General features: G+C 73.7%; 23 protein-coding genes. 15 read left to right on the forward strand and 8 right to left on the reverse strand.

The window, feature by feature from the left end; genetic code table 11:
• Positions 1–43: 43 nt before the first annotated feature.
• Both Srubr_RS08470 and Srubr_RS08475 read left to right on the forward strand, forming a co-directional pair.
• Positions 44–253, forward strand: a complete 210-nt coding sequence (locus tag Srubr_RS08470) for a hypothetical protein (RefSeq protein ID WP_189996514.1) — start codon at positions 44–46, stop codon at positions 251–253.
• A 96-nt stretch (positions 254–349) separates the two neighbouring features.
• On the forward strand, positions 350–1,825 hold the full coding sequence (locus Srubr_RS08475; RefSeq protein WP_189996513.1) for a hypothetical protein: 1,476 nt from the start codon (positions 350–352) through the stop codon (positions 1,823–1,825).
• 121 nt (positions 1,826–1,946) lie between these two features.
• Here Srubr_RS08475 and Srubr_RS08480 read toward each other — a convergent pair whose 3' ends face one another.
• Positions 1,947–2,303, reverse strand: a complete 357-nt coding sequence (locus Srubr_RS08480) for an iron-sulfur cluster assembly accessory protein (protein WP_030340884.1) — start codon at positions 2,301–2,303, stop codon at positions 1,947–1,949.
• A 264-nt stretch (positions 2,304–2,567) separates the two neighbouring features.
• Between Srubr_RS08480 and nadA the strand changes: the two genes are divergently transcribed.
• Positions 2,568–3,764, forward strand: coding sequence for a quinolinate synthase NadA (nadA, locus tag Srubr_RS08485; protein WP_189996512.1), 1,197 nt, complete (start codon positions 2,568–2,570; stop codon positions 3,762–3,764).
• Positions 3,765–3,831: 67 nt separating this feature from the next.
• On the opposite strand, the gene Srubr_RS08490 is transcribed toward nadA, so the two are convergent.
• The 3 genes from Srubr_RS08490 to Srubr_RS08500 form a co-directional block, all read right to left on the reverse strand.
• Entirely contained in the window at positions 3,832–6,930 is a 3,099-nt protein-coding gene (locus Srubr_RS08490; protein ID WP_189996511.1) for an efflux RND transporter permease subunit, read from the reverse strand.
• A gap of 132 nt (positions 6,931–7,062) precedes the next feature.
• A complete protein-coding gene (locus tag Srubr_RS08495; protein WP_189996510.1) occupies positions 7,063–7,743 on the reverse strand; it encodes a response regulator in 681 nt (226 codons plus the stop codon).
• On the reverse strand, positions 7,740–8,957 hold the full coding sequence (locus Srubr_RS08500; protein WP_189996509.1) for a sensor histidine kinase: 1,218 nt from the start codon (positions 8,955–8,957) through the stop codon (positions 7,740–7,742). The genes Srubr_RS08495 and Srubr_RS08500 overlap by 4 nt, the downstream gene beginning before the upstream one ends.
• 162 nt (positions 8,958–9,119) lie before the next feature.
• Here Srubr_RS08500 and Srubr_RS08505 point away from each other — a divergent pair, with 162 nt between their 5' ends.
• Positions 9,120–9,611 carry an EF-hand domain-containing protein gene (locus tag Srubr_RS08505; RefSeq protein WP_189996508.1) on the forward strand — a complete coding sequence of 164 codons (492 nt, stop codon included), beginning with the start codon at positions 9,120–9,122 and terminating at the stop codon, positions 9,609–9,611.
• Positions 9,612–9,627: 16 nt separating this feature from the next.
• On the opposite strand, the gene pspAA is transcribed toward Srubr_RS08505, so the two are convergent.
• Both pspAA and Srubr_RS08515 read right to left on the reverse strand, forming a co-directional pair.
• Positions 9,628–9,906 carry a PspA-associated protein PspAA gene (gene pspAA / locus Srubr_RS08510; RefSeq protein WP_189996507.1) on the reverse strand — a complete coding sequence of 93 codons (279 nt, stop codon included), beginning with the start codon at positions 9,904–9,906 and terminating at the stop codon, positions 9,628–9,630.
• A gap of 33 nt (positions 9,907–9,939) precedes the next feature.
• Positions 9,940–10,722, reverse strand: a complete 783-nt coding sequence (locus Srubr_RS08515; RefSeq protein ID WP_229926735.1) for a PspA/IM30 family protein — start codon at positions 10,720–10,722, stop codon at positions 9,940–9,942.
• Positions 10,723–11,018: 296 nt separating this feature from the next.
• Here Srubr_RS08515 and Srubr_RS08520 point away from each other — a divergent pair, with 296 nt between their 5' ends.
• From Srubr_RS08520 to Srubr_RS08530, 3 genes are all read left to right on the forward strand, one after another.
• Positions 11,019–11,615 (forward strand): DUF3043 domain-containing protein, encoded by a 597-nt coding sequence (locus tag Srubr_RS08520; protein WP_373313548.1) that lies wholly within the window; start codon positions 11,019–11,021, stop codon positions 11,613–11,615.
• 83 nt (positions 11,616–11,698) lie between these two features.
• Positions 11,699–12,400 carry a class I SAM-dependent methyltransferase gene (locus tag Srubr_RS08525; RefSeq protein WP_189996504.1) on the forward strand — a complete coding sequence of 234 codons (702 nt, stop codon included), beginning with the start codon at positions 11,699–11,701 and terminating at the stop codon, positions 12,398–12,400.
• A gap of 56 nt (positions 12,401–12,456) precedes the next feature.
• On the forward strand, positions 12,457–13,533 hold the full coding sequence (locus tag Srubr_RS08530) for a S1C family serine protease (RefSeq protein ID WP_189996503.1): 1,077 nt from the start codon (positions 12,457–12,459) through the stop codon (positions 13,531–13,533).
• Positions 13,534–13,642: 109 nt separating this feature from the next.
• Here the strand turns inward: Srubr_RS08530 and Srubr_RS08535 are convergent, their stop codons facing one another.
• Positions 13,643–13,852 (reverse strand): hypothetical protein, encoded by a 210-nt coding sequence (locus Srubr_RS08535; RefSeq protein WP_189996502.1) that lies wholly within the window; start codon positions 13,850–13,852, stop codon positions 13,643–13,645.
• Between the two features lie 79 nt (positions 13,853–13,931).
• On the opposite strand from Srubr_RS08535, the gene Srubr_RS08540 reads away from it, so the two are divergent.
• Positions 13,932–15,134 carry a bifunctional adenosylcobinamide kinase/adenosylcobinamide-phosphate guanylyltransferase gene (locus Srubr_RS08540; RefSeq protein WP_189996501.1) on the forward strand — a complete coding sequence of 401 codons (1,203 nt, stop codon included), beginning with the start codon at positions 13,932–13,934 and terminating at the stop codon, positions 15,132–15,134.
• A gap of 99 nt (positions 15,135–15,233) precedes the next feature.
• On the opposite strand, the gene Srubr_RS08545 is transcribed toward Srubr_RS08540, so the two are convergent.
• The gene (locus tag Srubr_RS08545; protein ID WP_189996500.1) at positions 15,234–16,217 is read right to left on the reverse strand and encodes a class I SAM-dependent methyltransferase; all 984 of its coding nucleotides are present in this window, start codon (positions 16,215–16,217) and stop codon (positions 15,234–15,236) included.
• Between the two features lie 133 nt (positions 16,218–16,350).
• On the opposite strand from Srubr_RS08545, the gene cobT reads away from it, so the two are divergent.
• The 7 genes from cobT to sucB all read left to right on the forward strand — a co-directional run bounded on the left by cobT (position 16,351) and on the right by sucB (position 26,266).
• Entirely contained in the window at positions 16,351–17,484 is a 1,134-nt protein-coding gene (cobT, locus tag Srubr_RS08550) for a nicotinate-nucleotide--dimethylbenzimidazole phosphoribosyltransferase (protein ID WP_189996499.1), read from the forward strand.
• Between the two features lie 59 nt (positions 17,485–17,543).
• A complete protein-coding gene (locus tag Srubr_RS08555; protein WP_189996498.1) occupies positions 17,544–19,343 on the forward strand; it encodes a phosphatidylglycerol lysyltransferase domain-containing protein in 1,800 nt (599 codons plus the stop codon).
• A 7-nt stretch (positions 19,344–19,350) separates the two neighbouring features.
• The gene (locus tag Srubr_RS08560; protein WP_189996497.1) at positions 19,351–20,067 is read left to right on the forward strand and encodes a hypothetical protein; all 717 of its coding nucleotides are present in this window, start codon (positions 19,351–19,353) and stop codon (positions 20,065–20,067) included.
• 158 nt (positions 20,068–20,225) lie between these two features.
• On the forward strand, positions 20,226–20,984 hold the full coding sequence (locus Srubr_RS08565; RefSeq protein WP_373313554.1) for an adenosylcobinamide-GDP ribazoletransferase: 759 nt from the start codon (positions 20,226–20,228) through the stop codon (positions 20,982–20,984).
• Positions 20,985–21,212: 228 nt separating this feature from the next.
• A complete protein-coding gene (locus Srubr_RS08570) occupies positions 21,213–22,751 on the forward strand; it encodes a leucyl aminopeptidase (RefSeq protein WP_189996495.1) in 1,539 nt (512 codons plus the stop codon).
• 245 nt (positions 22,752–22,996) lie between these two features.
• The gene (lpdA, locus tag Srubr_RS08575; RefSeq protein ID WP_189996494.1) at positions 22,997–24,385 is read left to right on the forward strand and encodes a dihydrolipoyl dehydrogenase; all 1,389 of its coding nucleotides are present in this window, start codon (positions 22,997–22,999) and stop codon (positions 24,383–24,385) included.
• 63 nt (positions 24,386–24,448) lie between these two features.
• A complete protein-coding gene (gene sucB / locus Srubr_RS08580) occupies positions 24,449–26,266 on the forward strand; it encodes a 2-oxoglutarate dehydrogenase, E2 component, dihydrolipoamide succinyltransferase (protein ID WP_189996493.1) in 1,818 nt (605 codons plus the stop codon).
• Positions 26,267–26,336: the final 70 nt, after the last annotated feature.

Consider the following 26,336-nt stretch of genomic DNA (forward strand, 5'->3'; position numbering starts at 1 on the left):
GTAGATCCTTCTTCGCGGCCCGCCCCGCGCGTACGGTGCGTTCATGACGTACCCCGAGGTCCTCTCCCCCGCCCCGGCCGAGCCCGACGGCGGCCTCGCCTCCCTGTGGGGCGACTGCGCCCGGATGGTTCCGCACTGGGCGGCCCCGGAGCGGGCCGAGTCCCGTCCGGTGTCCCCGTCCCGCATCCACGGGGTGTCCGTGCCGGCGCGGTCCGCCCGGCTGCTGGACGCGATGTCGGACTACGGCGACTGACCCGGGGCACGCCCGGGAACCGCGCGCCGCCGTGCCGCGTCCCATCGCCGTCCCCCGCGCGGGGAGCGCGGGACACGACCAGCGAGGAGCGACGCGGTGAACACCGAGCACCTTGAAGACTCCGGCGCCCCGGAGCGCCACGGGACCGGGCGGACGAGGCGGCGCCCCACCGCGCTCGTCGTCTCCGTCGTCACCGCCGCCGTGCTGCTCGTCGGCAGTGGCGGGGCGTACCTGGCGGCCGGCGGCCAGGGTGAATCCACGGACGACCCGGCCGCGCCCACGGGGGTCCGCACTCCCCCGCCGCTCCCCCTGGACGGCTGGACCGGTTCCGGCACGGGCGGTGTCGCGCCCGGCGAGCCCGACCCGTCCGGCGCCCGGTACGTGGCCGCCGGCGAACTGCCGGACGGGCCCGGGTCGGCACCGGTGTACGAGCCGGGGGCCGAGGTCGGCCGGGAGCGGGTGGCACGCCTGGCGCGGGCGCTCGGCATGGACGGGACCCCGGTGGCCGAGGGGCGGAGCTGGCGGGTCGGCGGCCAGGACGGCTTCGGGCCTTCCCTGACGGTGCACCGGGACGCGCCGGGCGGCTGGTCGTACAGCCGGTACGCGCCCGGCACCGACGACTGCCGCAAGGTGACCGTCTGCTCCCCGGCCCCGGGCACCCCGGCCGGCGGTCCGGTGAGCGTGGCCGACGCCGAGCGGGCGGCGAAGCCGGTGCTGGAGGCGGCCGGGCTGGAGGGCGCGCGGACCGACGCGAGCCGGGTGTCGGGCGGCGGGCGGGTGGTGACCGCCGATCCGGTGGTGGGCGGGCTGCCCACGTACGGCTGGACGACCGGCCTGACCGTCGGCCGCGGGGGCGAACTGCTCGCCGGCCACGGGCTGCTGGCCGCGCCGGTGAAGGGGGACACGTATCCGGTGCTGGGCGCGGCGCGCACGCTGGAGCTGATGAACGGGGCGGCCGGGGGCGGCCACCGGGCGGGGATCGGCGGGTGCGCGAGCCCGGTGCCGCTGAAGGACCGGCTGGAGGAGCCGTGCGGGGCGTCCACGGGGGCGCCGAAGCGGCTGCGGGGGACGGTCACCGTGGACGAGGCGGTGTTCGGGCTGGCCGCGCACTCCGTGGGCGGGCGGCAGACGCTGGTGCCGTCCTGGCTGTTCCGGGCGCGGGGGGCCGGCGGGGGCGAGGCGGTCACGGTGACGCGTCCGGCGGTCGACCCGGCCTACCTGGCACCGGCGTCCGCGTCCGCTTCCCCCGCGCCGGCGCCGTCCGGGAAGAGCCGGAGCGGGCCGGTGACCTCGTACTCGGCGGACGGGCGGAGGCTGAGCGTGCGGTTCTCCGGCGGGGTGTGCGCCGACTACCGGGTCTCGGCGCGGGAGAGCGGCGACCGGGTGACGGTGACGGTCACCAAGACGCCCTGGCCGGACGGGATGTGCGTGATGATCGCCAAGGAGCACGTGAAGACCGTGACGCTGGACGCGCCGCTGAACGGGCGGACGGTGACCGGCGCGGACGGCCGGGAGATTCCCGAGGCCGGGCCGGACGTACCGCGCCCGGAGGCGTCGGCGCAGCCGCGTTGACCGTCCGGTTCCCGGTGGGCGAAGGTCCTCCGGTTCCCGGAATGCCTCCGGTTCCCGGCGGACGAAGGCGGCGGCCCCCGTGGAGGGGGCCGCCGCCTTCACCGTCCGGTGCCGGCTCGGCTCAGCTGAAGGAGTCGCCGCAGGCGCAGGAGCCGGTCGCGTTCGGGTTGTCGATCGTGAAGCCCTGCTTCTCGATCGTGTCCACGAAGTCGACGGTGGCGCCGCCCAGGTACGGAGCGCTCATGCGGTCCGTGACGACCTTGACCCCGCCGAAGTCCTTCACGACGTCGCCGTCGAGCGAGCGCTCGTCGAAGAAGAGCTGGTAGCGCAGGCCGGAGCAGCCGCCGGGCTGGACGGCGACGCGCAGCGCGAGGTCGTCGCGGCCTTCCTGGTCGAGCAGGGCCTTGACCTTGGCCGCGGCGGCGTCGGTCAGGATGATGCCGTCGGTGACGGTGGTGGTCTCGTCCGATACGGACATCTACATCTCTCCCGGGTTGTACGGAGACTGCTTGCCGACGAGTGCAACCGGCGCTTCCGCGGATTCATTCCGGGCCGGGCAATCGCGTTGTCGCGTTTCCTGTCGCTTCCTCATGCTCGCACATGGCCCGCCGGTGGGACAGCGGCCGGGAGAGGCGCCCCGGCGGGATTCACGTCACATCGACGCTATGGCCATCGTCAAAGTGACATGAACCAGTTATGATAGATAGCGTCAGTTAGACGAAAAGTAGAAAGGGTGCGTGTCGTGACCACCGCCCAGACCCCGGAGCTCGACGTGCAGCCGAGTCCGCTCGCCTTGCTGCTGCTCGGCCGCGAGGCCGACCCGAAGAGCGAGCGGGGCGTCGAGTGTCCCGGCGACCTGCCGTCGCCGTCCGACCCCGATCTGGTCGCACGCGCCCGCGCGGCCAAGGAGAAGCTCGGCGACAAGGTCTTCGTGCTCGGCCACCACTACCAGCGTGACGAGGTCATCCAGTTCGCCGATGTCACGGGCGACTCCTTCAAGCTGGCCCGGGACGCCGCCGCGCGCCCGGAGGCCGAGTACATCGTCTTCTGCGGTGTGCACTTCATGGCCGAGTCGGCGGACATCCTGACGTCCGACGACCAGAAGGTGGTCCTGCCCGACCTGGCCGCCGGCTGCTCCATGGCGGACATGGCGACCGCCGAGCAGGTCGCCGAGTGCTGGGACGTGCTCACCGAGGCCGGGATCGCCGAGCAGGTCGTCCCGGTCTCGTACATGAACTCCTCCGCCGACATCAAGGCCTTCACCGGCAAGCACGGCGGCACGATCTGCACCTCCTCCAACGCCAAGCGGGCGCTGGACTGGGCGTTCGAGCAGGGGGAGCCCTCGGCAACAAAGGTGCTGTTCCTGCCGGACCAGCACCTGGGGCGCAACACCGCCGTCCGGGACATGGGCATGTCCCTGGACGACTGCGTGGTCTACAACCCGCACAAGCCGAACGGCGGCCTGACCGCCGACGAGCTGCGGGCCGCGAAGATGATCCTGTGGCGCGGCCACTGCTCGGTGCACGGCCGGTTCAGCCTGGACTCGGTCAACGACGTGCGCGCCCGCATCCCCGGGGTCAACGTCCTGGTCCACCCGGAGTGCCGGCACGAGGTCGTGGCGGCGGCGGACCACGTCGGCTCGACCGAATACATCATCAAGACCCTGGAGGCCGCCCCGGCCGGTTCCAAGTGGGCCATCGGCACCGAGCTGAACCTGGTCCGGCGGCTGGCGAACCGGTTCGCGCCCGAGGGCAAGGAGATCGTCTTCCTCGACCGCACGGTCTGCTTCTGCTCGACCATGAACCGCATCGACCTGCCCCACCTGGTCTGGGCGCTGGAGTCCCTGGCCGAGGGCAACCTGGTCAACCGGATCGAGGTCGACAAGGAGACGGAGGCGTTCGCCAAGCTGGCGCTGGAGCGGATGCTGGCGCTGCCGTAGCCTCCGGCCGTCCGTACGCGGAAAGGGGGGCCGCACCTTCGGGTGCGGCCCCCCTTTCCGTCGTGGCTCAGACCCCGGCCGGCTCCGGCGTCCGCTCCGTGTCCGGCCGCCGCTTCGCCGCCCGCTTCGCCGCCCGGCGCTCCTTGCGCAGCTCCAGCATCGCGTAGAGCGTCGGGACGAGGAGGAGGGTCAGCAGGGTGGAGGTGATCAGGCCGCCGATGACGACCACGGCGAGGGGCTGGGCGATGAAGCCGCCCTCGCCGGTGATGCCCAGCGCCATCGGGAGCAGGGCGAAGATGGTCGCCAGCGCCGTCATCAGGATCGGGCGGAGCCGGTGCCGGCCGCCCTCGACCACGGCGTCCACCACGCCGTAGCCCTGGGCCCGGTACTGGTTGATCAGGTCGATCAGCACGATCGCGTTGGTCACCACGATGCCGATCAGCATCAGCATGCCGATCATCGCGGGCACGCCCAGCGGGGTGCCGGTGGCCACCAGCAGGCCGATCGCGCCGGTCGCCGCGAACGGGACGGAGACCAGCAGGATCAGCGGCTGGGCGAGCGAGCGGAACGTCGCGACCAGCAGCATGAAGACGATCGCGATGGCCGCCAGCATGGCCAGGCCCAGGTTCTTGAACGCGTCGTCCTGGTCGGAGGAGACACCGCCGATCTCGGCCGTGGCGCCCGCCGGGAGCTTCAGCGCCTTGATCCTGGACTGGAGCTTGCCGCTGATCGCGCCGGTGTTGTCCCCGGTCGGCCGGGCCGTGATGGTGGCCGCGCGCTGCCCGTCGATGCGGGTCATGGACACCGGGCCGTCCACCAGCTTCACCGTGGCGATGTCGCCGAGCTTCACCGGGCCGAGGCGCAGGTCCTTCAGCCGGTCCAGCGTGGTCGCGGGCCGCGCGGACCGTACGACGACGTCCCGCTCGGTGTCGTCGAGGACCGCCTTGGCCGCCGTGGTGCCGCGCACCGCCTGCGCCACCGCCGCGCCGAGCTTCTGGTCGTCGAACCCGGCGGCCGCCGCCTTCGCGCCCGCCCTGACCGAGATCCGGGGCACGCTCTGCGCGAGGTCGCTGGTGACGTCCGTGACGTGGTCGAGGCCGGCGACCGTGCTGCGGACCTGCTCCGCCGCCGTCCGCAGCGCCTCGGGGTCGGAGGCCTTGACCACCACGCTCAGGTCCTGGCTGCCGAAGCCGTCACCGGCCGAGACGGTGGTCGTACCGACGCCGTCGAGCTTCTTCAGCCCGTCCTCCAGGTGGCGCTGCACCTCGTCGTAGGAGGCGGAGTCCTCCAGCATGACCTGGTACGACGCCTGGTTGGTGTCGGTGCCGCCGCCGAAGGCCGCCAGGAGGCCGGAGGAGCCGACGGTGACCTGGTAGTCCTTCACTCCCTCGGTGGAGGCCAGCAGCTTCTCCACCCGCCGGGCCTGCGCGTCGGTGGCCGCGAGGCTGGTGCCGGGCTTCAGCTTCTGCTTGATCGTGAGGACTTCCTGCTCGCCCTGGTCGAAGAAGTTCGTCTTCAGCAGGCCGGACATGCCGAAGGTGACGACCAGGACGACGATCGCGATGAGCACGCTGGTCAGCCGGCGCCGGGTGGCGAACCGCAGCACGGGGACGTAGGCGCGCTGGAGGCGGCTGTTCGCCTCCTTCTCCTCGGCCTTGCGGCGGGCCTCCGCCGCGTCCCCGGGGGTGCCCTTGGGAGCGCGCAGGAACCAGTACGACAACACCGGCACGACCGTCAGCGACACCAGCAGGGAGGCCAGCAGGGCCGCCGTCACGGTGATGCTGAACGAGCCGAACAGGGCGCCCACCATGCCGCCGACCAGGCCGATCGGCAGGAACACCGCGACCGTGGTGAGGGTGGAGGAGGTGACCGCGCCGGCCACCTCGCGCACCGCGGTGAGGATGGCCTCCTTGCGTTCCTCGCCGTAGCCGAGGTGCCGCTTGATGTTCTCCAGGACCACGATCGAGTCGTCCACGACCCGGCCGACCGCGATGGTCAGCGCGCCGAGGGTGAGCATGTTCAGCGACAGGCCGCGGGTCCACAGCACCAGCAGGGCGAGGACCACGGACAGCGGGATGGACACCGCCGTGACCAGGGTCGAGCGGACCGACGCCAGGAAGACCAGGATCACCAGGACCGCGAAGAGCAGCCCGAGCGCGCCCTCGGTGGTCAGGCCCTTGATGGACTTGGACACGGCCGGGCCCTGGTCGCTGACCACCGTCAGCTCGGCACCGGAGCCGAGGTCCGCGCGCAGTGCGGGCAGCTTGTCCTTGACCGCGTCGGAGATGGAGACCGCGCTGCCGTCGTGGGCCATCGTGACGTTGACCGCGAGGCTGGGCCGGCCGTCGGTGCGGGCGAGGGAGTCGGCCGGGGCCGGCCGCTCCTCGACGGCGGCCACGTCGCCGAGGCGGACCGGCTTGGTGCCCTGACCGGTGACCATCAGGTCCTCGATCTGCCGCAGCGAGGTGAAGCCGCCGCCGACCTGGACGGTGCGGTTGGCGCCGCCCTCGTCGAAGGAGCCGGCCGGGACGGTCGCGCCGCCCGCCTGGAGGGCCTGGCCGAGGTCGGCGGCGGTGAGACCGGCGCGGGCGAGCTTCGCGTCGTCCGGGGTGACGGTGACCTGGCGGTCGCGGACGCCCATGACCTGTACCCGGCCGACGCCGTCGATGTCCTTCAGGGCCGGGACCACCGTGGTGTCGAGCTGGTCGGCGAGCGCCTGCTGGTCCTTGTCGGAGGTGACGGCCAGGACCACGGTCGGCAGGTCGTCGGTGGACCCGGAGACCACCTGCGGGTCGACGTCGTCGGGGAGCTGGTTGCGGGCCCGGTTCACCGCCTGCTGGACGTCGGCGACGATCCGCTCGGTGTCGTTGCCGTAGTCGAAGGACGCCATGATCACGGCGTTGCCCTCGCTCGCGGTGGAGGTGACACCGGTGACGCCGTCGACGCCCTGGAGGTTGTCCTCCAGGGGCTCGACGACCTGCTTCTCGACCACGTCGGGCGAGGCGCCCTGGTACGGCGCGATCACCGACACCATGGGCAGTTCTATGGTGGGCAGCAGCTGCTGTTTGATCTGGGGTATCGCGATCAGCCCGAAGGCGAGCGCGACCAGCGACACGAGCCCGACGAGGGCCCGTTGCGCGAGGCTGAAGCGGGACAGCCAGGACATGGATCAGGTTCTCTCATCCGGGGACGGCACAGGTCTCCCCCACCCTGAGCCATCCGGGACCGCCGTTCCGTAGGCCCCAGGTCCCGTTCCCCGGCGATCCCCTACTCCGCGCGCAGTACACGCGGGTGGAGATCAGTCCCTCCTCGGACGGACCAGCCCCGACTCGTAGGCGATGACGACCAGCTGCGCCCGGTCCCGCGCGCCCAGCTTGGCCATCGCCCGGTTGACGTGCGTCTTCACCGTCAGCGGGCTGACCGCGAGGCGCTCGGCGATCTCGTCGTTGGAGTGCCCGCCGGCCACCTGGACGAGGACCTCCCGCTCCCGGCCGGTGAGGGCGGCGAGCCGCTCGGCGCGGGCCGGGTCGGGCACGGCGCCGGTGTCGCCCTGGGCGAGGAAGCGGGCGATCAGGCCCTTGGTGGCGGCCGGGGAGAGCAGGGCGTCCCCGGCGGCCGCGACCCGGATGGCGGTCAGCAGCTCCTCCGGCTCGCTGCCCTTGCCGAGGAAGCCGGAGGCGCCCGCACGCAGCGCCTGGACCACGTAGTCGTCCACCTCGAAGGTGGTCAGGATGACCACCCGGACCCGGGCCAGGGCGGGGTCGGCGCCGATCTGCCGGGTGGCGGCGAGGCCGTCGGTGCCGGGCATCCGGATGTCCATCAGGACGACGTCGGGGACGTGCTCGCGGGCCAGCCGGACCGCCTCCGCGCCGTCGGACGCCTCCCCCACCACCTCCATGCCGGGCTCGGAGTCGACCAGCACCCGGAACGCGCTGCGCAGCAGCGCCTGGTCGTCGGCGAGCAGGACACGGATGGTCATACGGGCTCTCCCTGGGCGGCCGTCGGGTGGACCGGCAGGATCGCATGGACGCGGAAGCCGCCGCCGGGGCGGGGTCCGGTGGTCAGGGTGCCGCCGAGGGCGGTGACCCGCTCGCGCATGCCGAGCAGCCCGTGCCCGCCGCCGTCCTCGGGCGCGCCGGGCCCGCCCGCCCCGTCGTCCAGCACGGTGACCTCCAGGCGGGGTCCGGCGCGTACGACGCTCACCTCGGCCCGGGCCTCGGGGCCGGCGTGCTTGCGGACGTTGGTCAGGGCCTCCTGCACGATCCGGTATGCGGCCAGGTCGACGGCGGCGGGCAGTTCGCCGGGCCGGTCGGTGCGGGCCACCTCCACCGGCAGGCCGGCGTTGCGGAAGGTGGCCGCCAGCTCCGCCAGCCGGCTCAGGCCGGGGGCGGGCTCGGTGGGTGCCTCGGGGTCGTCGGACTGGCGCAGCAGGCCGACGGTGGCGCGCAGTTCGTCCAGCGCGCTGCGGCCGGCCTCGCGGACGTGGGCGAGGGCCTCCTTGGCCTGGTCGGGCCGCTTGTCCATGACGTGGGCGGCGACCCCGGCCTGCACGTTCACCAGGGCGATGTGGTGGGCGACGATGTCGTGCAGGTCGCGGGCGATGCGCAGCCGTTCCTCGGCGACCCGGCGGCGGGCCTCCTCCTCCCGGGTGCGTTCGGCGCGTTCGGCGCGGTCCCGGATGGCCTGCACGACCGCGCGGCGGCTGCGCACGGCGTCCCCGGCGGTGGCGCCGATGCCGGTCCAGGCGAGCACGGCCAGGTTCTCCTGGGCGTACCAGGGCAGCGGGCCGGCGAGCATGGCGGCGGCCGTCAGCACGGTCATGGTGAGCAGGCCGAGCCGCCAGGTGGTGGCGCGGTCGGTGGTCGCGGCGACGGTGTACAGGGCGACCACGGCGGACATCGCCACCGGGGCGCGCGGGTCGCCGGTGACGCACTCGACCACGGAGAGCGTGCCGGTGACGGCGAGCACGGCGCGGGGCCGCCGGCGGCGGAAGACCAGCGCGACGGCGCCGAGCAGCATCAGGAACAGGCTGAGGGCGTCCGGGGTGCGCACCCCCCAGGTGACGCCGTGCCCGTCCCTCGGCACCACGAAGGAGCCGGCGACCATGCACACCAGGACGCCCGCGGCCAGGACGGCGTCCAGGGCGAGGGGGTGGGCCTTCAGGCCGCTCCAGGCGCGTTCGAGAGTGCTCACCCCGGAACAGTACGGCGCCCCTCGGGCTCTGTGACCCGGGCCGGAGGACGCCGGGTCGCCCGTTCGGGTGATCACCGGGTGAACGCCCGTTCCGGCGCCCGGCTGCTTCGGCACTCTGGGGTCACACGTGACCAGCGAGACGTATGAGGACGGGTGAGAGCCATGGCGACGCAGGCCGAGCGCGACTACTTCCAGACGCTGTTCCGGCAGCTCGACAGCGACGGGGACGGCAAGATCGCGCAGGTGGACCTCGACCAGCTGGTGCAGACGACGCTGATGCGTTCCGGCGCCGTCCCGGGCAGCGAGCGCTGGCGGCGGATCACCCACCTCGGCAACCGGCTCTGGGACGATCTCCGCGCCGGCCTGGACACCGACGAGGACGGCACGGTCTCGGCCCGCGAGTTCGTCACCGCCTACCGCCGCCCCGAGTTCCTGGAGCGGACGGCCATCCCCTTCGAGGTCGCCGTGCTGGAGATGTCCGACAGCGACGGCGACGGCAAGGTCTCGGTGACCGAGTGGCTGGCGTGGCACCAGGCCAAGGGAGTGCCCGTCCCCGAGGCCCTGCGGGAGTTCTCGGAGATCGACGCCGACGGTGACGGGTACCTCGCCAGGGGCGAGTACACCGACGCCCTGAGGACGCGGTACAAGTCCTGATCCATCCCGGGCCCGGTCAGCCCGGGATCAGGCCCTCGTCGGTCAGCAGCTCCCGGACCTCTTCCAGGGTCGCGTCGGACGACGGCAGGATCAGGTCCGACGGTTCCAGCGCGGCGTCCGGGAGTGGGGTGCCGAGGCGGCGGACGGCGTCCAGCAGCGCGGTGAGCGTGCGACGGAAGCCGTCCTCGTCGCCGCTCTCCATCTCGGCGAGCAGGTCGTCGTCCAGCTTGTTCAGTTCGGCGAGGTGGGTGTCGTCCACCCGCACCTGGCCCTCCCCCATGATCCGTACGATCATGTCGGCCTCCTCGGCTCGGGCCCCGGCGCCCGGCTACTGCTTGTCGAAGCGCGGGGTGTCCTGCGGCTGCTGCTGGGACTGCCCCTGACCGGCGCCGCCGCCCTCGATGGCCTGCTGCGGGGCGCCTCCGGCCAGCTCGGCCTTCATGCGCTGCAGTTCCAGCTCTACATCCGTACCACCGGAGAGCCGGTCCAGCTCGGCCTGGATGTCGTCCTTGTGCATGCCGGACTGGTCGTCCAGGGCGCCGGAGGCGAGCAGCTCGTCGATGGCGCCGGCCCGGGCCTGCAGCTGGGCGGTCTTGTCCTCGGCGCGCTGGATGGCGAGGCCGACGTCGCCCATCTCCTCGGAGATGCCGGAGAACGCCTCGCCGATGCGGGTCTGGGCCTGAGCGGCGGTGTAGGTGGCCTTGATGGTCTCCTTCTTCGTGCGGAAGGCGTCCACCTTGGCCTGGAGGCGCTGGGCCGCCAGGGTCAGCTTCTCCTCCTCGCCCTGGAGGGTGGCGTGCTGCGTCTCCAGGTCGGTGACCTGCTGCTGGAGCGCGGCCTTGCGGGACAGCGCCTCGCGGGCCAGGTCCTCCCGGCCGAGCGCGAGCGCCTTGCGGCCCTGGTCCTCCAGCTTGGCGGACTGCTGCTGGAGCTGGCCGAGCTGGAGCTCCAGGCGCTTGCGGCTGGTCGCCACGTCGGCGACGCCGCGCCGCACCTTCTGCAGCAGCTCCAGCTGCTTCTGGTACGAGTAGTCGAGGGTCTCGCGCGGGTCCTCGGCCCGGTCCAGGGCCTTGTTCGCCTTCGCGCGGAAGATCATCCCCATACGCTTCATGACACCGCTCATGGGCTTCGCGCGCCCCCTTCTGACGGACTCCAGCTCACCGATCCTGCGACAAGACCCACAGTACGGGCCCTGTCTCCATTACCGCACTGTTCGCGGGGCGATGCGCTCCTCCCCGAGGACGACTGCGGACCGCTCCGCTCCCGCTCAAGGAGTAGGTGATCCCGCGCCCCGGTCTCCCCGCGCCCTTCCCGTGTCCCCCTCTGTCCCTTTCAGACGAGTGGCGTTGCCGGATCGTTCCCCACCGGGCTGGGTCCATGCCGGTGCAGCCCTTACCCTTGGGATTTGTGTTCCGTAGCCGTGCCAAGGAAGAGAAGGCCCCCGCCACCAAGGCGGCGGTGACCGACTCCAAGCAGCCCCGTGACCCGCAGGCCCCCAAGGGCAGGCCCACGCCCAAGCGCAGTGAGGCCCGTACCCAGCGCCGCAGCGTCGCCAACACGCCGACGACCCGCAAGGAGGCCGCGAAGCGCCAGCGCGAGGAGCGGCGGCAGGCCCTGGAGCGGCAGCGCCAGGCGCTCGCCAACGGGGACGAGCGCTATCTGCCCGCCCGGGACAAGGGCCCGGTCCGCCGGTTCGCCCGGGACTGGGTCGACTCGCGGTTCAACGTGGCGGAGTTCTTCCTGCCGCTCGCCGTGGTCATCCTGGTGCTGAGCGTGGTGCGGGTCGGGGCGATCCAGAGCCTGGCGCTGCTGCTGTGGCTGATCGTGATCGTGCTGATCGTGCTGGACGCGGCGGTGAGCGGCTTCCGGCTGAAGAAGCGGCTCGCGGAACGCTTCCCGGACGAGAACACCCGCGGCGCGGTCGCCTACGCGCTGATGCGGTCCCTGCAGATGCGCCGGCTGCGCCTGCCGAAGCCGCGGGTCAAGCGCGGAGAGCGGCCCTGAACGCCGACGCGTTCACCGGGGGGGCGTCCGCGGCCAGGCCGCACGAGCTGGGCGGGCTGCGCGACCTCGTGTCCCAGGAGCTGGTGACCCGGCAACTGGACGAACAGATAGCCGGGCGGTTCCCGGTCGGGCGGCGGCTGCGGGTGCTCGACGTGGGGATGGGCCAGGGCGCGCAGGCGCTGCGGCTGGCCCGGCTGGGCCACGAGGTGACCGGGGTCGAACGGGACCCCAGGATGATCGCCGCCGCCCGCGCGAACCTGGCCCGGGAGCCGGAGGGCATCCGGCAGCGGGTGCGGCTGGTGCAGGGCGACGGCCGGGACACCGGGGCGCACTTCCTGCCCGGCGGCTTCGACGTGGTGCTGTGCCACGCCGTACTGATGTACGTGGAGGACCCCGATCCGCTGGTGGCGGGCCTGGCCCGGATGCTGGCCCCCGGCGGACTGCTCTCCCTCCTGGTCCGCAACGGCGACGCGCTCGCCATGCGGCCGGGCCTCGGCGGTGACTGGGCGGGCGCCCTGGCCGCCTTCGACACCACCACCTACCGCAACCGGCTGGGCCTGGACGTGCGCGCCGACCGGCTGTCCGCGCTGACCGCCACGCTCGCCGGCATCGCCGCCCCCTTGCAGGCCTGGTACGGCGTCCGGGTCTTCACTGACACGGCGGCGCACAACGCGGCGCTGCCCCAGGACCTGCCGACGCTGCTCGCGGTCGAGGAGCGGGCCGGGCGCACGGACCCCTACCGCGGGGTGGCGGCGCTGCTGCATCTGTGCGGGGTACGGGGCTGAGCCCGTTCGGGGCAAGCGCACGGGACGGATGATCACCGTGCGGTGACACTCGGGACATGGACGCTTCCCGTATCCGCGCGCGTGCCCGTACGGCCGTCTCCGCCGCCGCGCTGGCGTGCTGCGCGGCCCTCGCCGCCGGCTGCACCACCGCCGCCGCCCCGGCCGGGCGGGACACCCCGGCGAGCCCCGGGGCGGCCGTGCCGATGGCCGCGGACGATCTGCAGAGCCGGTACCTGCGCGTCATCAAGGAGGTGCTGCCCTCGGTCGTGCAGATCCAGGCGAGCCGGGACCTGGGCTCCGGGGTGGTGTACGACGGCGACGGGCACATCGTCACCAACGCGCACGTGGTCGGCTCGGAGACGACGTTCCAGGTGACCACGGCCAACAACGAGGAGCCGCTCACGGCGCGCCTGGTCTACTCCTATCCCGAGCAGGATCTCGCCGTGATCCGGCTGGAGAAGCAGCCGGACGGGCTGCGGCCGGCGGTGTTCGGGGACTCCGGGAAGGTGGCGGTGGGTCAGATCGTACTGGCCATGGGATCGCCGCTGGGGCTGTCGTCCAGCGTGACCCAGGGCATCGTCTCGGCGACCGGGCGGACCGTCAGCGAGGGCGGCTCGGGCGGCGGCACGGGCGCGACCATCGCCAACATGGTGCAGACCTCGGCCGCGATCAACCCGGGCAACAGCGGCGGCGCCCTGGTCGACCTGGACGGGCGGGTGATCGGCATCCCCACCCTGGCGGCGGTCGACCAGAGCCTCGGCGGCGGCGCGGCGCCGGGCATCGGGTTCGCCATCCCGGCGACGATGGTGAAGACGGTCGCCGACCAGATCGTCAAGGAGGGCAAGGTCGTCGACTCCGGGCGGGCGGCCCTCGACATCACCGCGCGGACCGTCGTCGACGACCGCTACCAGCCGGTCGGGGTGGCGGTGGTCAGCACCCGGGCGGGCGGCGCCGCCGACCGGGCGGGGCTCGGGCCCGGTGACATCATCACCAGGCTGGGAGGCCGGCGGATCACCACCATCACCTCGCTGGCCGAGGCGCTGGCCACGGCCCGGCCGGGCCGGCGGACGACGGTGACGTTCCTGCGCGACGGCGACGAGCGCACGGCGCAGGTGACGCTGGGCGAGCAGTGAGGAGAGCGGGCACCGCCAAGAAAGCGGACACCGCCAAGAAAGCGGGCGCCGCCAAGAGAGGGGGCCCTCCGGGAAAGCGGGCCCCTCCCCACCACCCGTGCCGGTCCGGTCAGGCGTCGGCGTGCAGGCTCATCGGCCCGTAGATCTCGGTCCCCTCCTCGAACAGCCGCACCTGGTCGGCCCCGCCCTCCAGCAGCGCCTTCCAGTTCTCGCCGATCCAGGACTCGGCATCGCCCTGCGTGGTGAACTCCTCGGGCAGGACGGCGGGCTGGACCTCCGTCCCGTCGGCCTTCTCGAACCGCCACGTCCATGCCGTCATACAGGCCTCCTTTGATCCAACACCTGCTGGCAGCCTAGCCGGAAGCGCAAGACCCCCCGGGAGGAGCGAAAATCGGTCCGTGGAAATCACTCTGCTCGGTACCGGTGCCCCCGCGGGACTGCCTCGCCCCGACTGCTCCTGCGCCGTCTGCGCCACCGCGCTCGGACCGGACGCGCGGGCCGCGACCGCGGTGCTCGTGGACGACGCGCTGCTGCTCGACCTCACGCCGGGCGCGGCGTTCGCGGCGGCGCGCGCCGGGCATTCCCTGGGCGGGGTAGGGCAGGTGCTGCTGTCGCATCCGCACGACGGCCCGGCGGTGGAGGTGCCGGCCGGGCTGCCGCAGCCCGGCCGGGTCCCGGACGGGCGGGAGCTGGCGCTGCTGACGGGGCATCGGGTGCGGGCGGTGGCGATGGACGCGGGCGGCACCGGGTACGCGGTGACGGGACCGGAGGGGCAGCGGCTGCTGTACCTGCCGCCGGGCGCGGCACCGGCCGGCCTGGAGCAGGCCACCGCGCAGTCCTACGACATGGTCCTCGCGGACGTCGTGGGCCGCCCGGACGCGCTCGCCCGGCTCCGGGCGGTGGGCTCGGCGGGCCCCACGACGGACGTGGTCGCCGTCCACCTGGACCACGACGTGCCGGGCGGCCCGGAGCTGCGGCGCCGGCTCGCGGCGGCCGGGGCGCGGGCGGTGCCGGACGGTACGACGCTGGTGGTCGGGGCGTACGAGGAGGTGCCGGACGTGCCGCGCCGGACGCTGGTGCTGGGCGGGGCCCGCTCGGGCAAGTCGGTGGAGGCGGAACGGCGGCTGGAGACGTTCCCGGACGTGCTGTACGTGGCGACGGGCGGCACGCGCGCCGGGGACACCGAGTGGGCGGCACGGGTGGCCGCGCACCGGGAGCGGCGGCCGGGATCGTGGCGTACGGCGGAGACGACCGACCTGGTGCCGCTGCTGGCCGAGGACGGGCCGCCGGTGCTGATCGACTGCCTGTCGCTGTGGCTGACGGACGTGATGGACGCCGTGGGGGCGTGGGACGACGCGGAGTGGGCGGGCGGGGGCGAGAAGCTGCTGCGGGAGCGCGTACGGGAGCTGACGGACGCGGTGCGCGCCACCCGGCGGACCGTGGTCGCGGTGTCCAACGAGGTCGGCTCGGGCATCGTCCCCGCGACCCCCTCCGGCCGCCGCTACCGCGACGAACTCGGCCGCGTGAACACGGCGTTCGCGAGCGAGTGCGAACAGGTGGTGCTGGTGGTGGCGGGGCAGGCGGTGGTGCTGCGGGGGTGAGCGGGGGCGCCCCGAAGGGGTGCGGGGCTCTGTCCGTGTGCGGCTCCGCCGCGGGGCGCGAACGGCCACGACGCACCCGCGGCCGGCGACGCACCGCGGCTACCCCCTCCCCTTCCGCGCCACCACCCGGTAAGCGTTGGAGAACCGGGTCCGCCGAGCCAGCGGAGCGCCCCCTCGGTCCAGGGCCCGGGCCAGCGCCATCACCGGCGTGGCGGCCAGGTGGAGCAAGGGGTGGGCGTGGGCCAGGGACAGGGCGACGGCCGCCGACAGGTCGTAGGGGATGTGCGGGGCCGCGCGGTCCACGACGAGGATCGCGCAGCCCAGCCCGGTCAGCTCCGCGCACAGGTTGGCCCGCGGCACCAGGTGCAGATGGCGGGGCTGGCCGTAGGGAAGCCACCACCGGCCCAGCAGCGCGGCGAACACGCACGCCGGGTCCGGGACGTCGACGACCAGGTGGCCGCCGGGACGCAGCACGGTCAGCGCGGCGCGGAGTTCGGCGCGCGGGTCGGGGGTGTGCTCCAGATGGCGGAACATGGTGACCACGTCGTAGCGGGCGCGCAGCCGGGCCGCCGTCCCGGGGGTCGTCAGATAGCCGCGGTGCGCCTCCTCCACCCGGCCCTCCAGCAGCGCCTGTTCGACCCGGGCCGTGGGGTCGAGCCCGTCGAAGCTGGTGTACGGGAAGAACTCCTTCGCCGCCTCGGGAAAGCGGGCGTGCCCGGTGCCGACGTCCAGCCAGCTCTCCGGTTCGCCGAGTGCCGACAGGCGCCAGGCGGTGGCCCGGTGCCGGCGCCGCACCGCGCGGGCGGACAGCACCCGGGCGGCGAACTCCTCCAGTTGCCGCTCGTAGAAGTCCCGGTGGAAGAAGGCGAGTCCCTCCGCGCTGAGCCGGGGGTTCTGGAAGGCGTGGCCGCAGTCGCCGCAGGCGTCGACGGTGAAGGTGCCGGCCCGGTGGCGCAGCGGGTCGGGGGCGCGCAGCCGGGTGCGCAGGCGTCTGGAGCCGCACCAGGGACAGTCCTCGCGGCGCGGCTCCTGGAAGGGGTCGTAGGGGGTGGTGAACTGCGGGGTGAGGGGCGTGGTCGGCATGGGCGGCTCCCTGTGCGACATTCCGCGGCAAAGCGGAACGTATGGGATGCCGATCCGGGGTGCAAAGACCTCGTGGGGGTGAGGTGGCGATGTGGCGCGGAGCGGTGCGCGGCCGGGCGGTACTGTTCGGCGAATGAGCAGCCTTAATCTGGACGACTTCACCGATCTGATCGAGCGCCCGGACGGGGGCGTACGCCGTGACGCCGAGGCCCGGCGGGAGCGCCAGATCGTGCCGCCCGGGGCGCTGGGCCGCCTGGACGAGCTGGGCGAGTGGCTGGCCGCCGCGCGGGGCGAGGTGCCGGTGCGGCCGGTCGAGCGGCCGCGGGTGGTGCTCTTCGCCGGTGACCACGGCATCGCCGGGCTGGGCGTCTCCGCGCGGCCCGCGGGCGGCGCGGAGCAGCTGGTGCGGGCGGTGCTGGAGGGCGCGAGCCCCGTCTCGGTGCTCGCCCGCCGGCTGGAGGTGCCGGTACGGGTCGTGGACATGGCCCTGGACTGCCCGCCGGACGCCTTCCCGCCGGACGTGGTGCGGCACCGGGTGCGGCGCGGCAGCGGCCGTATCGACATCGAGGACGCGCTCACCCTGGAGGAGGCCGAGGCCGCGCTGCGGGCCGGGGTCGCGGTCGCCGACGAGGAGGCCGACTCGGGCACCGATCTGGTGGTGCTCGGCGATGTCAGCGTGGGCGGGACCACGCCGGCGGCGGTGCTGATCGCCGCGCTGTGCGGTACGGACGCGTCCGTGGTGACCGGGCGCGGCGGGCTCGCGATCGACGACCTGACGTGGATGCGCAAGTGCGCGGCGATCCGGGACGCGCTGCGGCGGGCCCGGCCGGTGCTCGGCGACCAGCTCCAGCTGCTGGCGGCCGTGGGCGGGGCGGATCTGGCGGCGATGACCGGGTTCCTGTTGCAGTGCGCGGTGCGCAGGCTGCCGGTGATCCTCGACGGGGTCGTGGCCGCGGCGTGCGCGCTGGTCGCCCAGCGGATCGCCTTCCGGGCGCCGGACTGGTGGCTGGCCGGGCACGCGAGCGGGGAGCCGGGGCAGGCCAAGGCGCTGGACCGGATGGCCCTGGAGCCGCTGCTGGAGCAGGGGGTGAAGGTCGGCGAGGGCGTGGGCGCGCTGCTGGCGATGCCGCTGGTGCGGGCCGCCGCCGCGCTGGCCGCGGAGCTGCCCGAGAAGGAGCCGGCGGAGGAGCCGGTGCAGGAGACCACGGAGGAGCCGGTGCAGGGGACGGCGCAGGAGACCGCGGAGAAGGAACAGTCCATGGACTGATGCCACAAGGCGGGTGAAAAGTGCGATTTGCAGCAATTGCGCACTTATGATCCTCGCTTATGGAAGATGCCCGCATTGCCGTGCCGCGGCGACTGAGGGCGCGCCGGCCCGCCGGGGCCTCCCGGCGGGCCGCCGCGTGCGCCGTCTGGTATCTGCGGACCGTCGCGTTCGTGAACTTCCTGAGCGCGGTGTGGGTCTCGCTCGGCCAGGACGTGCGCCGGCACAACCAGGACGACCTCTTCACGCCGTACCTGTTGACGGCCGGCTTCGCCTCCGGTGTCCTCACCGCCTTCCTGGCCATCACCATGCGCCGCCGCAAACGGGCCGCGTGGATCCTGAACCTGGTGATGAGCGGGCTCTTCCTGGCCCTGTTCGCGTTCGCCATGACCTTCCCGGAGATCCGCCGGTACGCCCAGAACTGGGTCTCCCTGGCGCTGACGGCCGCCTTCGTGGGCGCGCTGCTCATCGGCCGCCGGGAGTTCTACGCCAAGGGCGACCGCTCCAACCCCCGGCTCGCGGCGACCGTGGCCGTCGGCGGCGGCCTGGCCGCGAGCCTGCTGGCCGGGCTGCTGGTGACGGTCACCAACCAGGCGCCGGACGCGGCCCGCTCGACGTTCCCCGAGCGCTGGTACTACGGCACCCTGCGGCTGGTGTCGGTGGCGGCCGAGGAGTCCCGCTTTCCCGGCCTCGACCCGCCCAACTGGGCGAACGTGGCCGTCAACGTGCTCAGCACCGCCCTGCTCCTCGCCGTGCTGTACGCCGCCTTCCGCTCCCGGCGCGCCGTCGACCCGCTCACCGAGGACGACGAGAAACGGCTGCGGGAACTGCTGGAGCGGCACGGTGACCGGGACTCGCTCGGCTACTTCGCGCTGCGCCGGGAGAAGAGCGTGGTGTGGTCCCCGACCGGGAAGGCCGCCGTCGCCTATCGCGTCGTCGGCGGGGTGAGCCTGGCCTCCGGGGACCCGCTCGGCGACCCGGAGGCATGGCCGGGGGCGATCGCGCCGTGGCTGGCCGAGGCGCGGGCGCACGGATGGATCCCGGCGGTGATGGGCGCGAGCGAGGAGGCCGGCACGGTCTACGCCCGGCACGGCCTGGACGCGCTGGAACTCGGGGACGAGGCGGTCGTGGAGGTCGCCGAGTTCACGCTGGAGGGGCGGGCCATGCGTACCGTCCGGCAGGCGTACAACCGGGTGCGGCGGGCCGGGTACCGGGTGCGCGTCCGGCGCCACGAGGACATCCCGGCGCCCGAGATGGCGTACCTCGTGGAGCGCGCCGAGCACTGGCGGGACGGCGCGACCGAGCGCGGCTTCAGCATGGCGCTGGGGCGGCTCGGGGACCCCCGCGACGGCCGGTGCGTGATGCTGGAGTGCGTGGACGCCGAGGGGCGGCTGCGGGCGCTGCTGTCCTTCGTGCCGTGGGGCCCGCACGGGCTGTCGCTGGACCTCATGCGGCGGGAACGGGACGTCGACGGCCACGCCAACGGGCTGACGGAGTTCATGGTCATCGAGCTGCTGCGGCGCGCCCGCGAGATCGGGATCACGCAGGTCTCGCTCAACTTCGCGATGTTCCGCTCGGTCTTCGAACGTGGCGCGCGCCTCGGCGCCGGACCGGTGCTGAGGCTGTGGCGGTCGCTGCTCGGCTTCTTCTCCCGCTGGTGGCAGATCGAGTCGCTGTACCGCGCCAACGCCAAGTACCGGCCCGCCTGGGAACCGCGGTTCCTGCTCTTCGAGAAGACCGCGGACCTGCCGCGCATCGGCCTCGCCTCGGCCCGCGCGGAGGGCTTCCTGGAGGCGCCGGGCCTGCCCGGGTGGCCGCGCCGCAGGCAGGTGCGGAACGCACCGACGACCGTACGGGGATGAGGATCGTATGAGGAGAACGCTCGCCCGCTGGGCCCGGGCCGAGTGGGGCCCGCTGTACGCCACCGTGCGCGAGGCCCTGCGCCGGCGGGGGCCGGCCGCGCTGCCGCTGACCGCGGCCGCGGTGGGCCTGACGGGGTTCCTCCACCACGCGCAGCACCAGCCGTGGGGAGACCCACTGGTACAGGACCTGGGCGCCGTACGGGCCGGCGACCCGCTGGGGACGGCCCTGCTGCGCACCCCGCTGTCGCTGTTCGTGCCCGCGCCGGACCTGCCGGTGTGGGGGGCGCTGGCGCAGATCCTGCTGGTGTTCGGGATCGCGGAGCTGTGCCTGGGCCGGTGGCGGACGCTGGCCATCGCCTACGCCGCCACACTCGCCGGGACCCTGTACGCGCGCCTCGGCGTCACCCTCGGCGCGCACGCCCCGTTCGGGCTGCCGTGGACCGACGCGCAGGTGGTGGACACCGGCCCGTCGGCGGCGGTCGTGGGGCTCGCGGTGTATGTGGGCTGGCGGTACGGCGCCTACGCGACGGCGGGCACGGTGACCCTGGCGATGGTCGCCGAGGTGCTGCTGAAGGAGAACCTGGCGGGCAAGGAACACCTGGCCGCGCTCACCGCGGTGGGCCTGCTGTGCCTGCTCGCGGCCCTGCGGGAGCTCGCCCCGGCCCGCCCCCGCCCGCACCGGACCCCGCCCGGCCGGCCGGGCGCCCCACCGGTGCGGACCTGAGCCCGGCACCGGCCCAGCCGCCAAAAGCCCGGACAGGCGGGAAACCGGGGTCCCGAACCGCCCGGTACCCTGCGCCGGTGTTCACGTCGTCCTCGTCGTCCTCGTCGTCCTCGTCGTCCTCGTCGTCCCCGTCCCCTCCGGCCTCCGTCTCCGACGGGCTGCGGTTCGCCTTCGGCACGCTCACCGTGCTGCCCGTGCGGGTGCGCCGGTGGGACCGGGCGGCGGCGCGCGGCGGGATGCTGTGGGCCCCGGTGGCCGGGCTGGTCGTCGGCGGCTGCGCGGCCGGGCTCGGCCTGCTGCTGCTCCTGCTCGGCGCCGGTGCGCCGCTCGCCGCCGTCGCCTCGGTCGCCGTACCCGCCGCGCTGACCCGGGGGCTGCACCTGGACGGGCTGGCCGACACCGCCGACGGGCTGGGCAGCGGCAAGCCCGCCGAAGACGCGCTGCGCATCATGAAGCAGTCGGACATCGGGCCGTTCGGAGTGCTCACCCTCGTCCTGGTGCTGCTGGCCCAGGTGGCCGTACTGGCCCAGCTCTACGACGGCTCCTGGGCGCGGGGCGCCCTGGCGGCCGTGGTCTCGGCGGTCACGGCCCGGCTGGCGCTCACCCTGGCCGCCCGCGCCGCGGTGCCGGCCGCCCGCCCGGAGGGGCTGGGCGCGGCCGTGGCCGGGGTGGTGCCGGGGCCCGCCGCGCTGGGGGCCGCGGCCGCGGTGACGGCGGCGGCCGGGGCGGCGGGCGCCTGCCTCGGCTGGTACGACGGCGTGCGCACCGCCCTCGCGGTGGCCGCCGGTCTCGCGGTCGCCGAACCGCTGCTGCGGCGGTGTGTGCGCCGGTTCGGCGGGGTCACCGGGGACGTGTTCGGCGCGCTCGCGGAGACGGCGGCGACGACCGCGCTCGTGGTGCTCTCGCTGGGCCGCTAGCGTGCGGCGGAGAACCCGGACCGGACGCGACGCCACACGCGGGTGACCACCCGAAGGAATGATCGACCGCACCCACGCGCGTAGTCTCGTTCCGGGTGTTCGCCGACAGGGTGAAGGCCCCGGTTGCCATCTGTCCCCAGGCCTGGACCTAGGGTCGGCTGTCGGGCCCGGTCGACCCACCCCATTTCGGCCACTGCAACTTCACATCGGAAGCGAGAACTCACCACCGTGACTGCTCTGACTCTCAGCACCGCCGCGGCGCCCGGCCTGCGGGCCGACGCGATCGTGATCGGTGTCGCCAAGGGCGCCCAGGGGCCCGTCGTCGCGCCGGGCGCCGAGGCCGTGGACAAGGCGTACGACGGCAAGCTGGCCGGCGTCCTGGAGACCCTCGGCGCCTCGGGTGCCGAGGGCGAGCTGACGAAGCTGCCCGCGCCGGCCGGCTTCAAGGCCCCGCTCGTGGTGGCGGTGGGCCTGGGCGCGGAGCCCTCGGACGACGACGCCGGCTACGACGCCGAGGCGCTGCGCAAGGCCGCCGGTGTGGCCGCCCGCGCGCTCTCCGGGACCAGGAAGGCCGCGTTCGCGCTGCCCGTCGACGGCCCCGGCGCGATCGGCGCCATCGGCGAGGGCGTGCTGCTCGGCGCCTACTCCTTCGACGTCTACAAGGGCGGCGCCCAGGACGCGAAGAACGCCAGGGCCAAGAACGGCAAGGCGCCGCTGGCCGAGGCCGCGCTGCTCGGCGGCAAGCCGCGCGACGCCGCCCACAAGGGCGCGCTCGCCCGCGCGGTCGCGGTCTCCGAGGAGCTGAACCGCGCCCGCGACCTGGTCAACATGCCGCCGAACGACCTCACCCCCGCCGCCTTCGCCGCGCTCACGCAGACCGCGGCCAAGGAGCACGGCATCAAGGTGCAGGTGCTCGACGAGAAGGCGCTGGCCAAGGGCGGCTACGGCGGCATCCTCGGCGTCGGCGGCGGCTCGGCGGCCGCGCCGCGCCTGGTCAAGCTGTCGTACAAGCACCCGAAGGCGGACAAGCACCTGGCGTTCGTCGGCAAGGGCATCACCTACGACTCGGGCGGCATCTCGCTGAAGCCGGCCGGGCACAACGAGACGATGAAGTGCGACATGAGCGGTGCCGCCGCCGTGTTCGCCGCGGTCGTCGCCGCCGCCCGGCTCGGCCTGGAGGTCGAGGTCACCGGCTGGCTGGCGCTGGCCGAGAACATGCCGTCCGGCTCCGCCGTCCGCCCGGGTGACGTGCTGCGCATGTACAGCGGCAAGACGGTCGAGGTGCTCAACACCGACGCCGAGGGCCGGCTGGTTCTCGCCGACGCGCTGTGGGCCGCCTCGCAGGAGAACCCGGACGCGATCGTGGACGTCGCCACGCTGACCGGCGCGATGATGCTGGCGCTGGGCACCCGGACGTTCGGTGTCATGGCCAACGACGACGCGTTCCGCACCGCGGTGCACGAGGCGGCCGAGGAGGTCGGCGAGCCGGCCTGGCCGATGCCGCTGCCGGAGCACCTGCGCAAGGGCATGGACTCGCAGGTGGCCGACATCGCGAACATGGGCGAGCGCTGGGGCGGCGGGCTGGTGGCCGGCCTGTTCCTGCGCGAGTTCGTGGGCGAGGGCATCGCCTGGGCGCACCTGGACATCGCCGGGCCGGCGTTCAACGAGGGCGGCCCGTTCGGCTACACCCCGAAGGGCGGCACGGGTTCGGCGGTGCGGACGCTGGTCCGGCTGGCCGAGCTCACGGCCGAGGGTGACCTCGGCTAAGGGCGCCCGCGAGCCCGGTTCGGGGCGTGGGGGGTCGGTTGTCCGGTTCCCCACGCCCCTTCGGACGCCGAACGTGGGACGTCTCACACACCGGCCCGGCGTCTCGATCTCGTCCGACAAGTGCAAAGATGGAGCCCGGCAGGACAGGGCCCCCACCGAAGGGCCGAAGCATCAAGCGGCCGGACACCAGCCGCCTGCCGGTCATCGCCGACCGGCGCACGGCGCACATGCATGGAGGACGTGACGTGGCGAACGACGCCAGCACCGTTTTCGACCTAGTGATCCTCGGCGGTGGTAGCGGTGGTTACGCCGCGGCCCTGCGCGGGGCTCAGCTGGGCCTGGACGTCGCCCTGATCGAGAAGGACAAGGTCGGCGGCACCTGCCTGCACAAGGGTTGCATCCCCACCAAGGCTCTGCTCCACGCGGGCGAGGTCGCCGACCAGGCCCGCGAGAGCGAGCAGTTCGGCGTCAAGGCCTCCTTCGAGGGCATCGACGTCCCGGCCGTCCACAAGTACAAGGACGAGGTCATCTCGGGCCTGTACAAGGGTCTGCAGGGTCTGATCGCCTCCCGCAAGGTGACGTACATCGAGGGCGAGGGCCGGCTGTCCTCCCCCACGTCCGTCGACGTGAACGGCCAGCGCGTCCAGGGCCGCCACATCCTGCTGGCGACCGGCTCCGTGCCGAAGTCCCTGCCGGGCCTGGAGATCGACGGCAACCGCATCATCTCCTCCGACCACGCCCTGGTCCTGGACCGCGTGCCGAAGTCCGCCATCATCCTGGGCGGCGGTGTCATCGGCGTCGAGTTCGCCTCGGCGTGGAAGTCCTTCGGTGCCGACGTCACGGTCATCGAGGGCCTGAAGCACCTCGTCCCGGTCGAGGACGAGAACTCCTCCAAGCTTCTCGAGCGCGCCTTCCGCAAGCGCGGCATCAAGTTCAACCTGGGCACGTTCTTCCAGAAGGCCGAGTACACCCAGGACGGTGTGAAGGTCACCCTGGCGGACGGCAAGGAGTTCGAGGCCGAGCTGCTGCTCGTCGCCGTCGGCCGCGGCCCGGTCTCCCAGGGCCTCGGCTACGAGGAGCAGGGCGTCGCGATGGACCGCGGCTACGTGCTCGTCGACGAGTACATGCGCACCAACGTCCCGACCATCTCCGCCGTCGGTGACCTCGTCCCCACCCTCCAGCTCGCGCACGTCGGCTTCGCCGAGGGCATCCTGGTGGCGGAGCGCCTGGCCGGTCTGAAGGTCGTTCCGATCGACTACGACGGTGTTCCGCGGGTGACGTACTGCCACCCGGAGGTCGCCTCCGTCGGCATCACGGAGGCCAAGGCCAAGGAGGTCTACGGCGCGGACAAGGTCGTCTCCATCAAGTTCCCGCTCGGCGGCAACGGCAAGAGCCGGATTCTGAAGACCGCGGGCGAGATCAAGCTCGTCCAGGTCAAGGACGGTGCCGTGGTCGGTGTCCACATGGTGGGCGACCGCATGGGCGAGCAGGTCGGCGAGGCGCAGCTGATCTACAACTGGGAGGCGCTGCCGTCCGAGGTGGCCCAGCTCATCCACGCCCACCCGACGCAGAACGAGGCGCTCGGCGAGGCCCACCTGGCCCTGGCCGGCAAGCCCCTCCACATGCACGACTGACGCCTTCCGTCATCGGGCGCGACGACCACAGACTTCCGCAATTCGTTAGGAGCAACCGAAACCATGGCGGTTTCCGTAACCCTTCCGGCGCTCGGCGAGAGCGTCACCGAGGGCACTGTCACCCGCTGGCTGAAGGCCGAGGGCGAGCGCGTCGAGGCCGACGAGCCGCTGCTCGAGGTCTCGACCGACAAGGTCGACACCGAGATCCCCGCCCCCGCCTCCGGCATCCTGGCCTCCATCAAGGTGGCCGAGGACGAGACGGTCGAGGTCGGCGCCGAGCTGGCCCTCATCGACGACGGCACGGGTGCGCCCGCCGCCGCTCCGGCCCCGGCCGCCGAGGCCGCCGAGGCCCCCGCCGCCGAGGCCCCCGCCGAGCCCGCCCCCGCCCCGGCCGCCGAGGCTCCGGCCCCGGCTCCGGCGCCCGCCGCCGAGGCCGCTCCGGCCGCCCCGGCCGGTGGCGCGCAGGGCACCGACGTGGTCCTGCCCGCGCTGGGCGAGTCCGTCACCGAGGGCACCGTGACCCGCTGGCTGAAGTCGGTCGGCGAGACCGTCGAGGCCGACGAGCCGCTGCTCGAGGTCTCCACGGACAAGGTCGACACCGAGATCCCCGCCCCCGCCTCGGGTGTGCTGCTGGAGATCGTGGTCGGCGAGGACGAGACGGCCGAGGTCGGCGCCAAGCTCGCCGTCATCGGTGCCCCGGGTGCCGCTCCGGCCCCCGCCGCCGAGGCCGCCCCGGCCGCCCCCGCGGCTGCCCCGGCTCCGGCTCCCGCCCCGGCTCCGGCTCCGGCTCCGGCCGCTGCCCCGGCGCCCGCCCCGGCCCCGGCCCCCGCCGCTCCGGCTCCCGCCGCTGCCGCCCCGGCTCCGGCGCCCGCCCCGGCTCCGGCTCCGGCTCCGGTCACCCCGGCCACCGCGCCGACCTCGCCGACCGCCACCCAGGCGACCGACGAGGGCGCGTACGTGACCCCGCTGGTGCGCAAGCTCGCCGCCGAGAACGGCGTCGACCTGGCCACCGTCAAGGGCACCGGCGTCGGCGGCCGCATCCGCAAGCAGGACGTCCTCGCCGCCGCCGAGGCCGCGAAGGCCGCCGCCGCTGCCCCGGCCCCCGCCGCGGCCGCCCCGGCCGCCGCCGCGAAGAAGGCCCCGGCGCTTCAGGCCTCCCCGCTGCGTGGCCAGACCGTCAAGATGCCCCGCATCCGCAAGGTCATCGGCGACAACATGGTCAAGGCGCTGCACGAGCAGGCGCAGCTGTCGTCGGTCGTCGAGGTCGACGTCACCCGCCTGATGAAGCTGCGCGCCCGGGCGAAGGACTCCTTCGCGGCCCGCGAGGGCGTCAAGCTCTCCCCGATGCCGTTCTTCGTCAAGGCCGCCGCGCAGGCGCTGAAGGCCCACCCGGTCATCAACGCCAAGATCAACGAGGCCGAGGGGACCATCACCTACTTCGACACCGAGAACGTCGGTATCGCGGTGGACTCCGAGAAGGGCCTGATGACCCCGGTCATCAAGAACGCCGGCGACCTGAACATCGCGGGCATCGCCAAGGCCACGGCGGAACTCGCGGGCAAGGTCCGCAGCAACAAGATCACGCCGGACGAGCTGGCCGGCGCGACCTTCACCATCTCCAACACCGGTTCGCGCGGCGCGCTGTTCGACACGATCATCGTGCCGCCGGGCCAGGTCGCGATCCTCGGCATCGGTGCCACGGTCAAGCGTCCGGCCGTCATCGAGACCGAGGAGGGCACGGTCATCGGCGTCCGCGACATGACCTACCTGACCCTCTCCTACGACCACCGTCTGGTCGACGGCGCCGACGCGGCCCGTTACCTGACCGCGGTCAAGGCGATCCTGGAGGCGGGCGAGTTCGAGGTCGAGCTCGGCCTCTGACTCCATCGCGCCTGATCAGCGTACGAACGCCCCGTCCGGAGCTTTTTCCGGGCGGGGTGTTCGTGTTTGT

The sequence above is a fragment of the Streptomyces rubradiris genome (assembly GCF_016860525.1).
Lineage (GTDB): Bacteria > Actinomycetota > Actinomycetes > Streptomycetales > Streptomycetaceae > Streptomyces > Streptomyces rubradiris.

Bases quoted from the DNA above. Each gene is read 5' to 3' on its own strand.
- Srubr_RS08515 (WP_229926735.1), bottom strand. From the start codon at position 10,722: ATGAAGCGTATGGGGATGATCTTCCGCGCGAAGGCGAACAAGGCCCTG.
- Srubr_RS08560 (WP_189996497.1), top strand. From the start codon at position 19,351: ATGAGGAGAACGCTCGCCCGCTGGGCCCGGGCCGAGTGGGGCCCGCTG.
- Srubr_RS08535 (WP_189996502.1), bottom strand. From the start codon at position 13,852: ATGACGGCATGGACGTGGCGGTTCGAGAAGGCCGACGGGACGGAGGTC.
- cobT (WP_189996499.1), top strand. From the start codon at position 16,351: ATGAGCAGCCTTAATCTGGACGACTTCACCGATCTGATCGAGCGCCCG.
- pspAA (WP_189996507.1), bottom strand. From the start codon at position 9,906: ATGATCGTACGGATCATGGGGGAGGGCCAGGTGCGGGTGGACGACACC.
- Srubr_RS08530 (WP_189996503.1), top strand. From the start codon at position 12,457: ATGGACGCTTCCCGTATCCGCGCGCGTGCCCGTACGGCCGTCTCCGCC.
- sucB (WP_189996493.1), top strand. From the start codon at position 24,449: ATGGCGGTTTCCGTAACCCTTCCGGCGCTCGGCGAGAGCGTCACCGAG.
- Srubr_RS08495 (WP_189996510.1), bottom strand. From the start codon at position 7,743: ATGACCATCCGTGTCCTGCTCGCCGACGACCAGGCGCTGCTGCGCAGC.
- Srubr_RS08505 (WP_189996508.1), top strand. From the start codon at position 9,120: ATGGCGACGCAGGCCGAGCGCGACTACTTCCAGACGCTGTTCCGGCAG.
- Srubr_RS08480 (WP_030340884.1), bottom strand. From the start codon at position 2,303: ATGTCCGTATCGGACGAGACCACCACCGTCACCGACGGCATCATCCTG.
- Srubr_RS08490 (WP_189996511.1), bottom strand. From the start codon at position 6,930: ATGTCCTGGCTGTCCCGCTTCAGCCTCGCGCAACGGGCCCTCGTCGGG.
- Srubr_RS08545 (WP_189996500.1), bottom strand. From the start codon at position 16,217: ATGCCGACCACGCCCCTCACCCCGCAGTTCACCACCCCCTACGACCCC.
- Srubr_RS08470 (WP_189996514.1), top strand. From the start codon at position 44: ATGACGTACCCCGAGGTCCTCTCCCCCGCCCCGGCCGAGCCCGACGGC.
- Srubr_RS08555 (WP_189996498.1), top strand. From the start codon at position 17,544: ATGGAAGATGCCCGCATTGCCGTGCCGCGGCGACTGAGGGCGCGCCGG.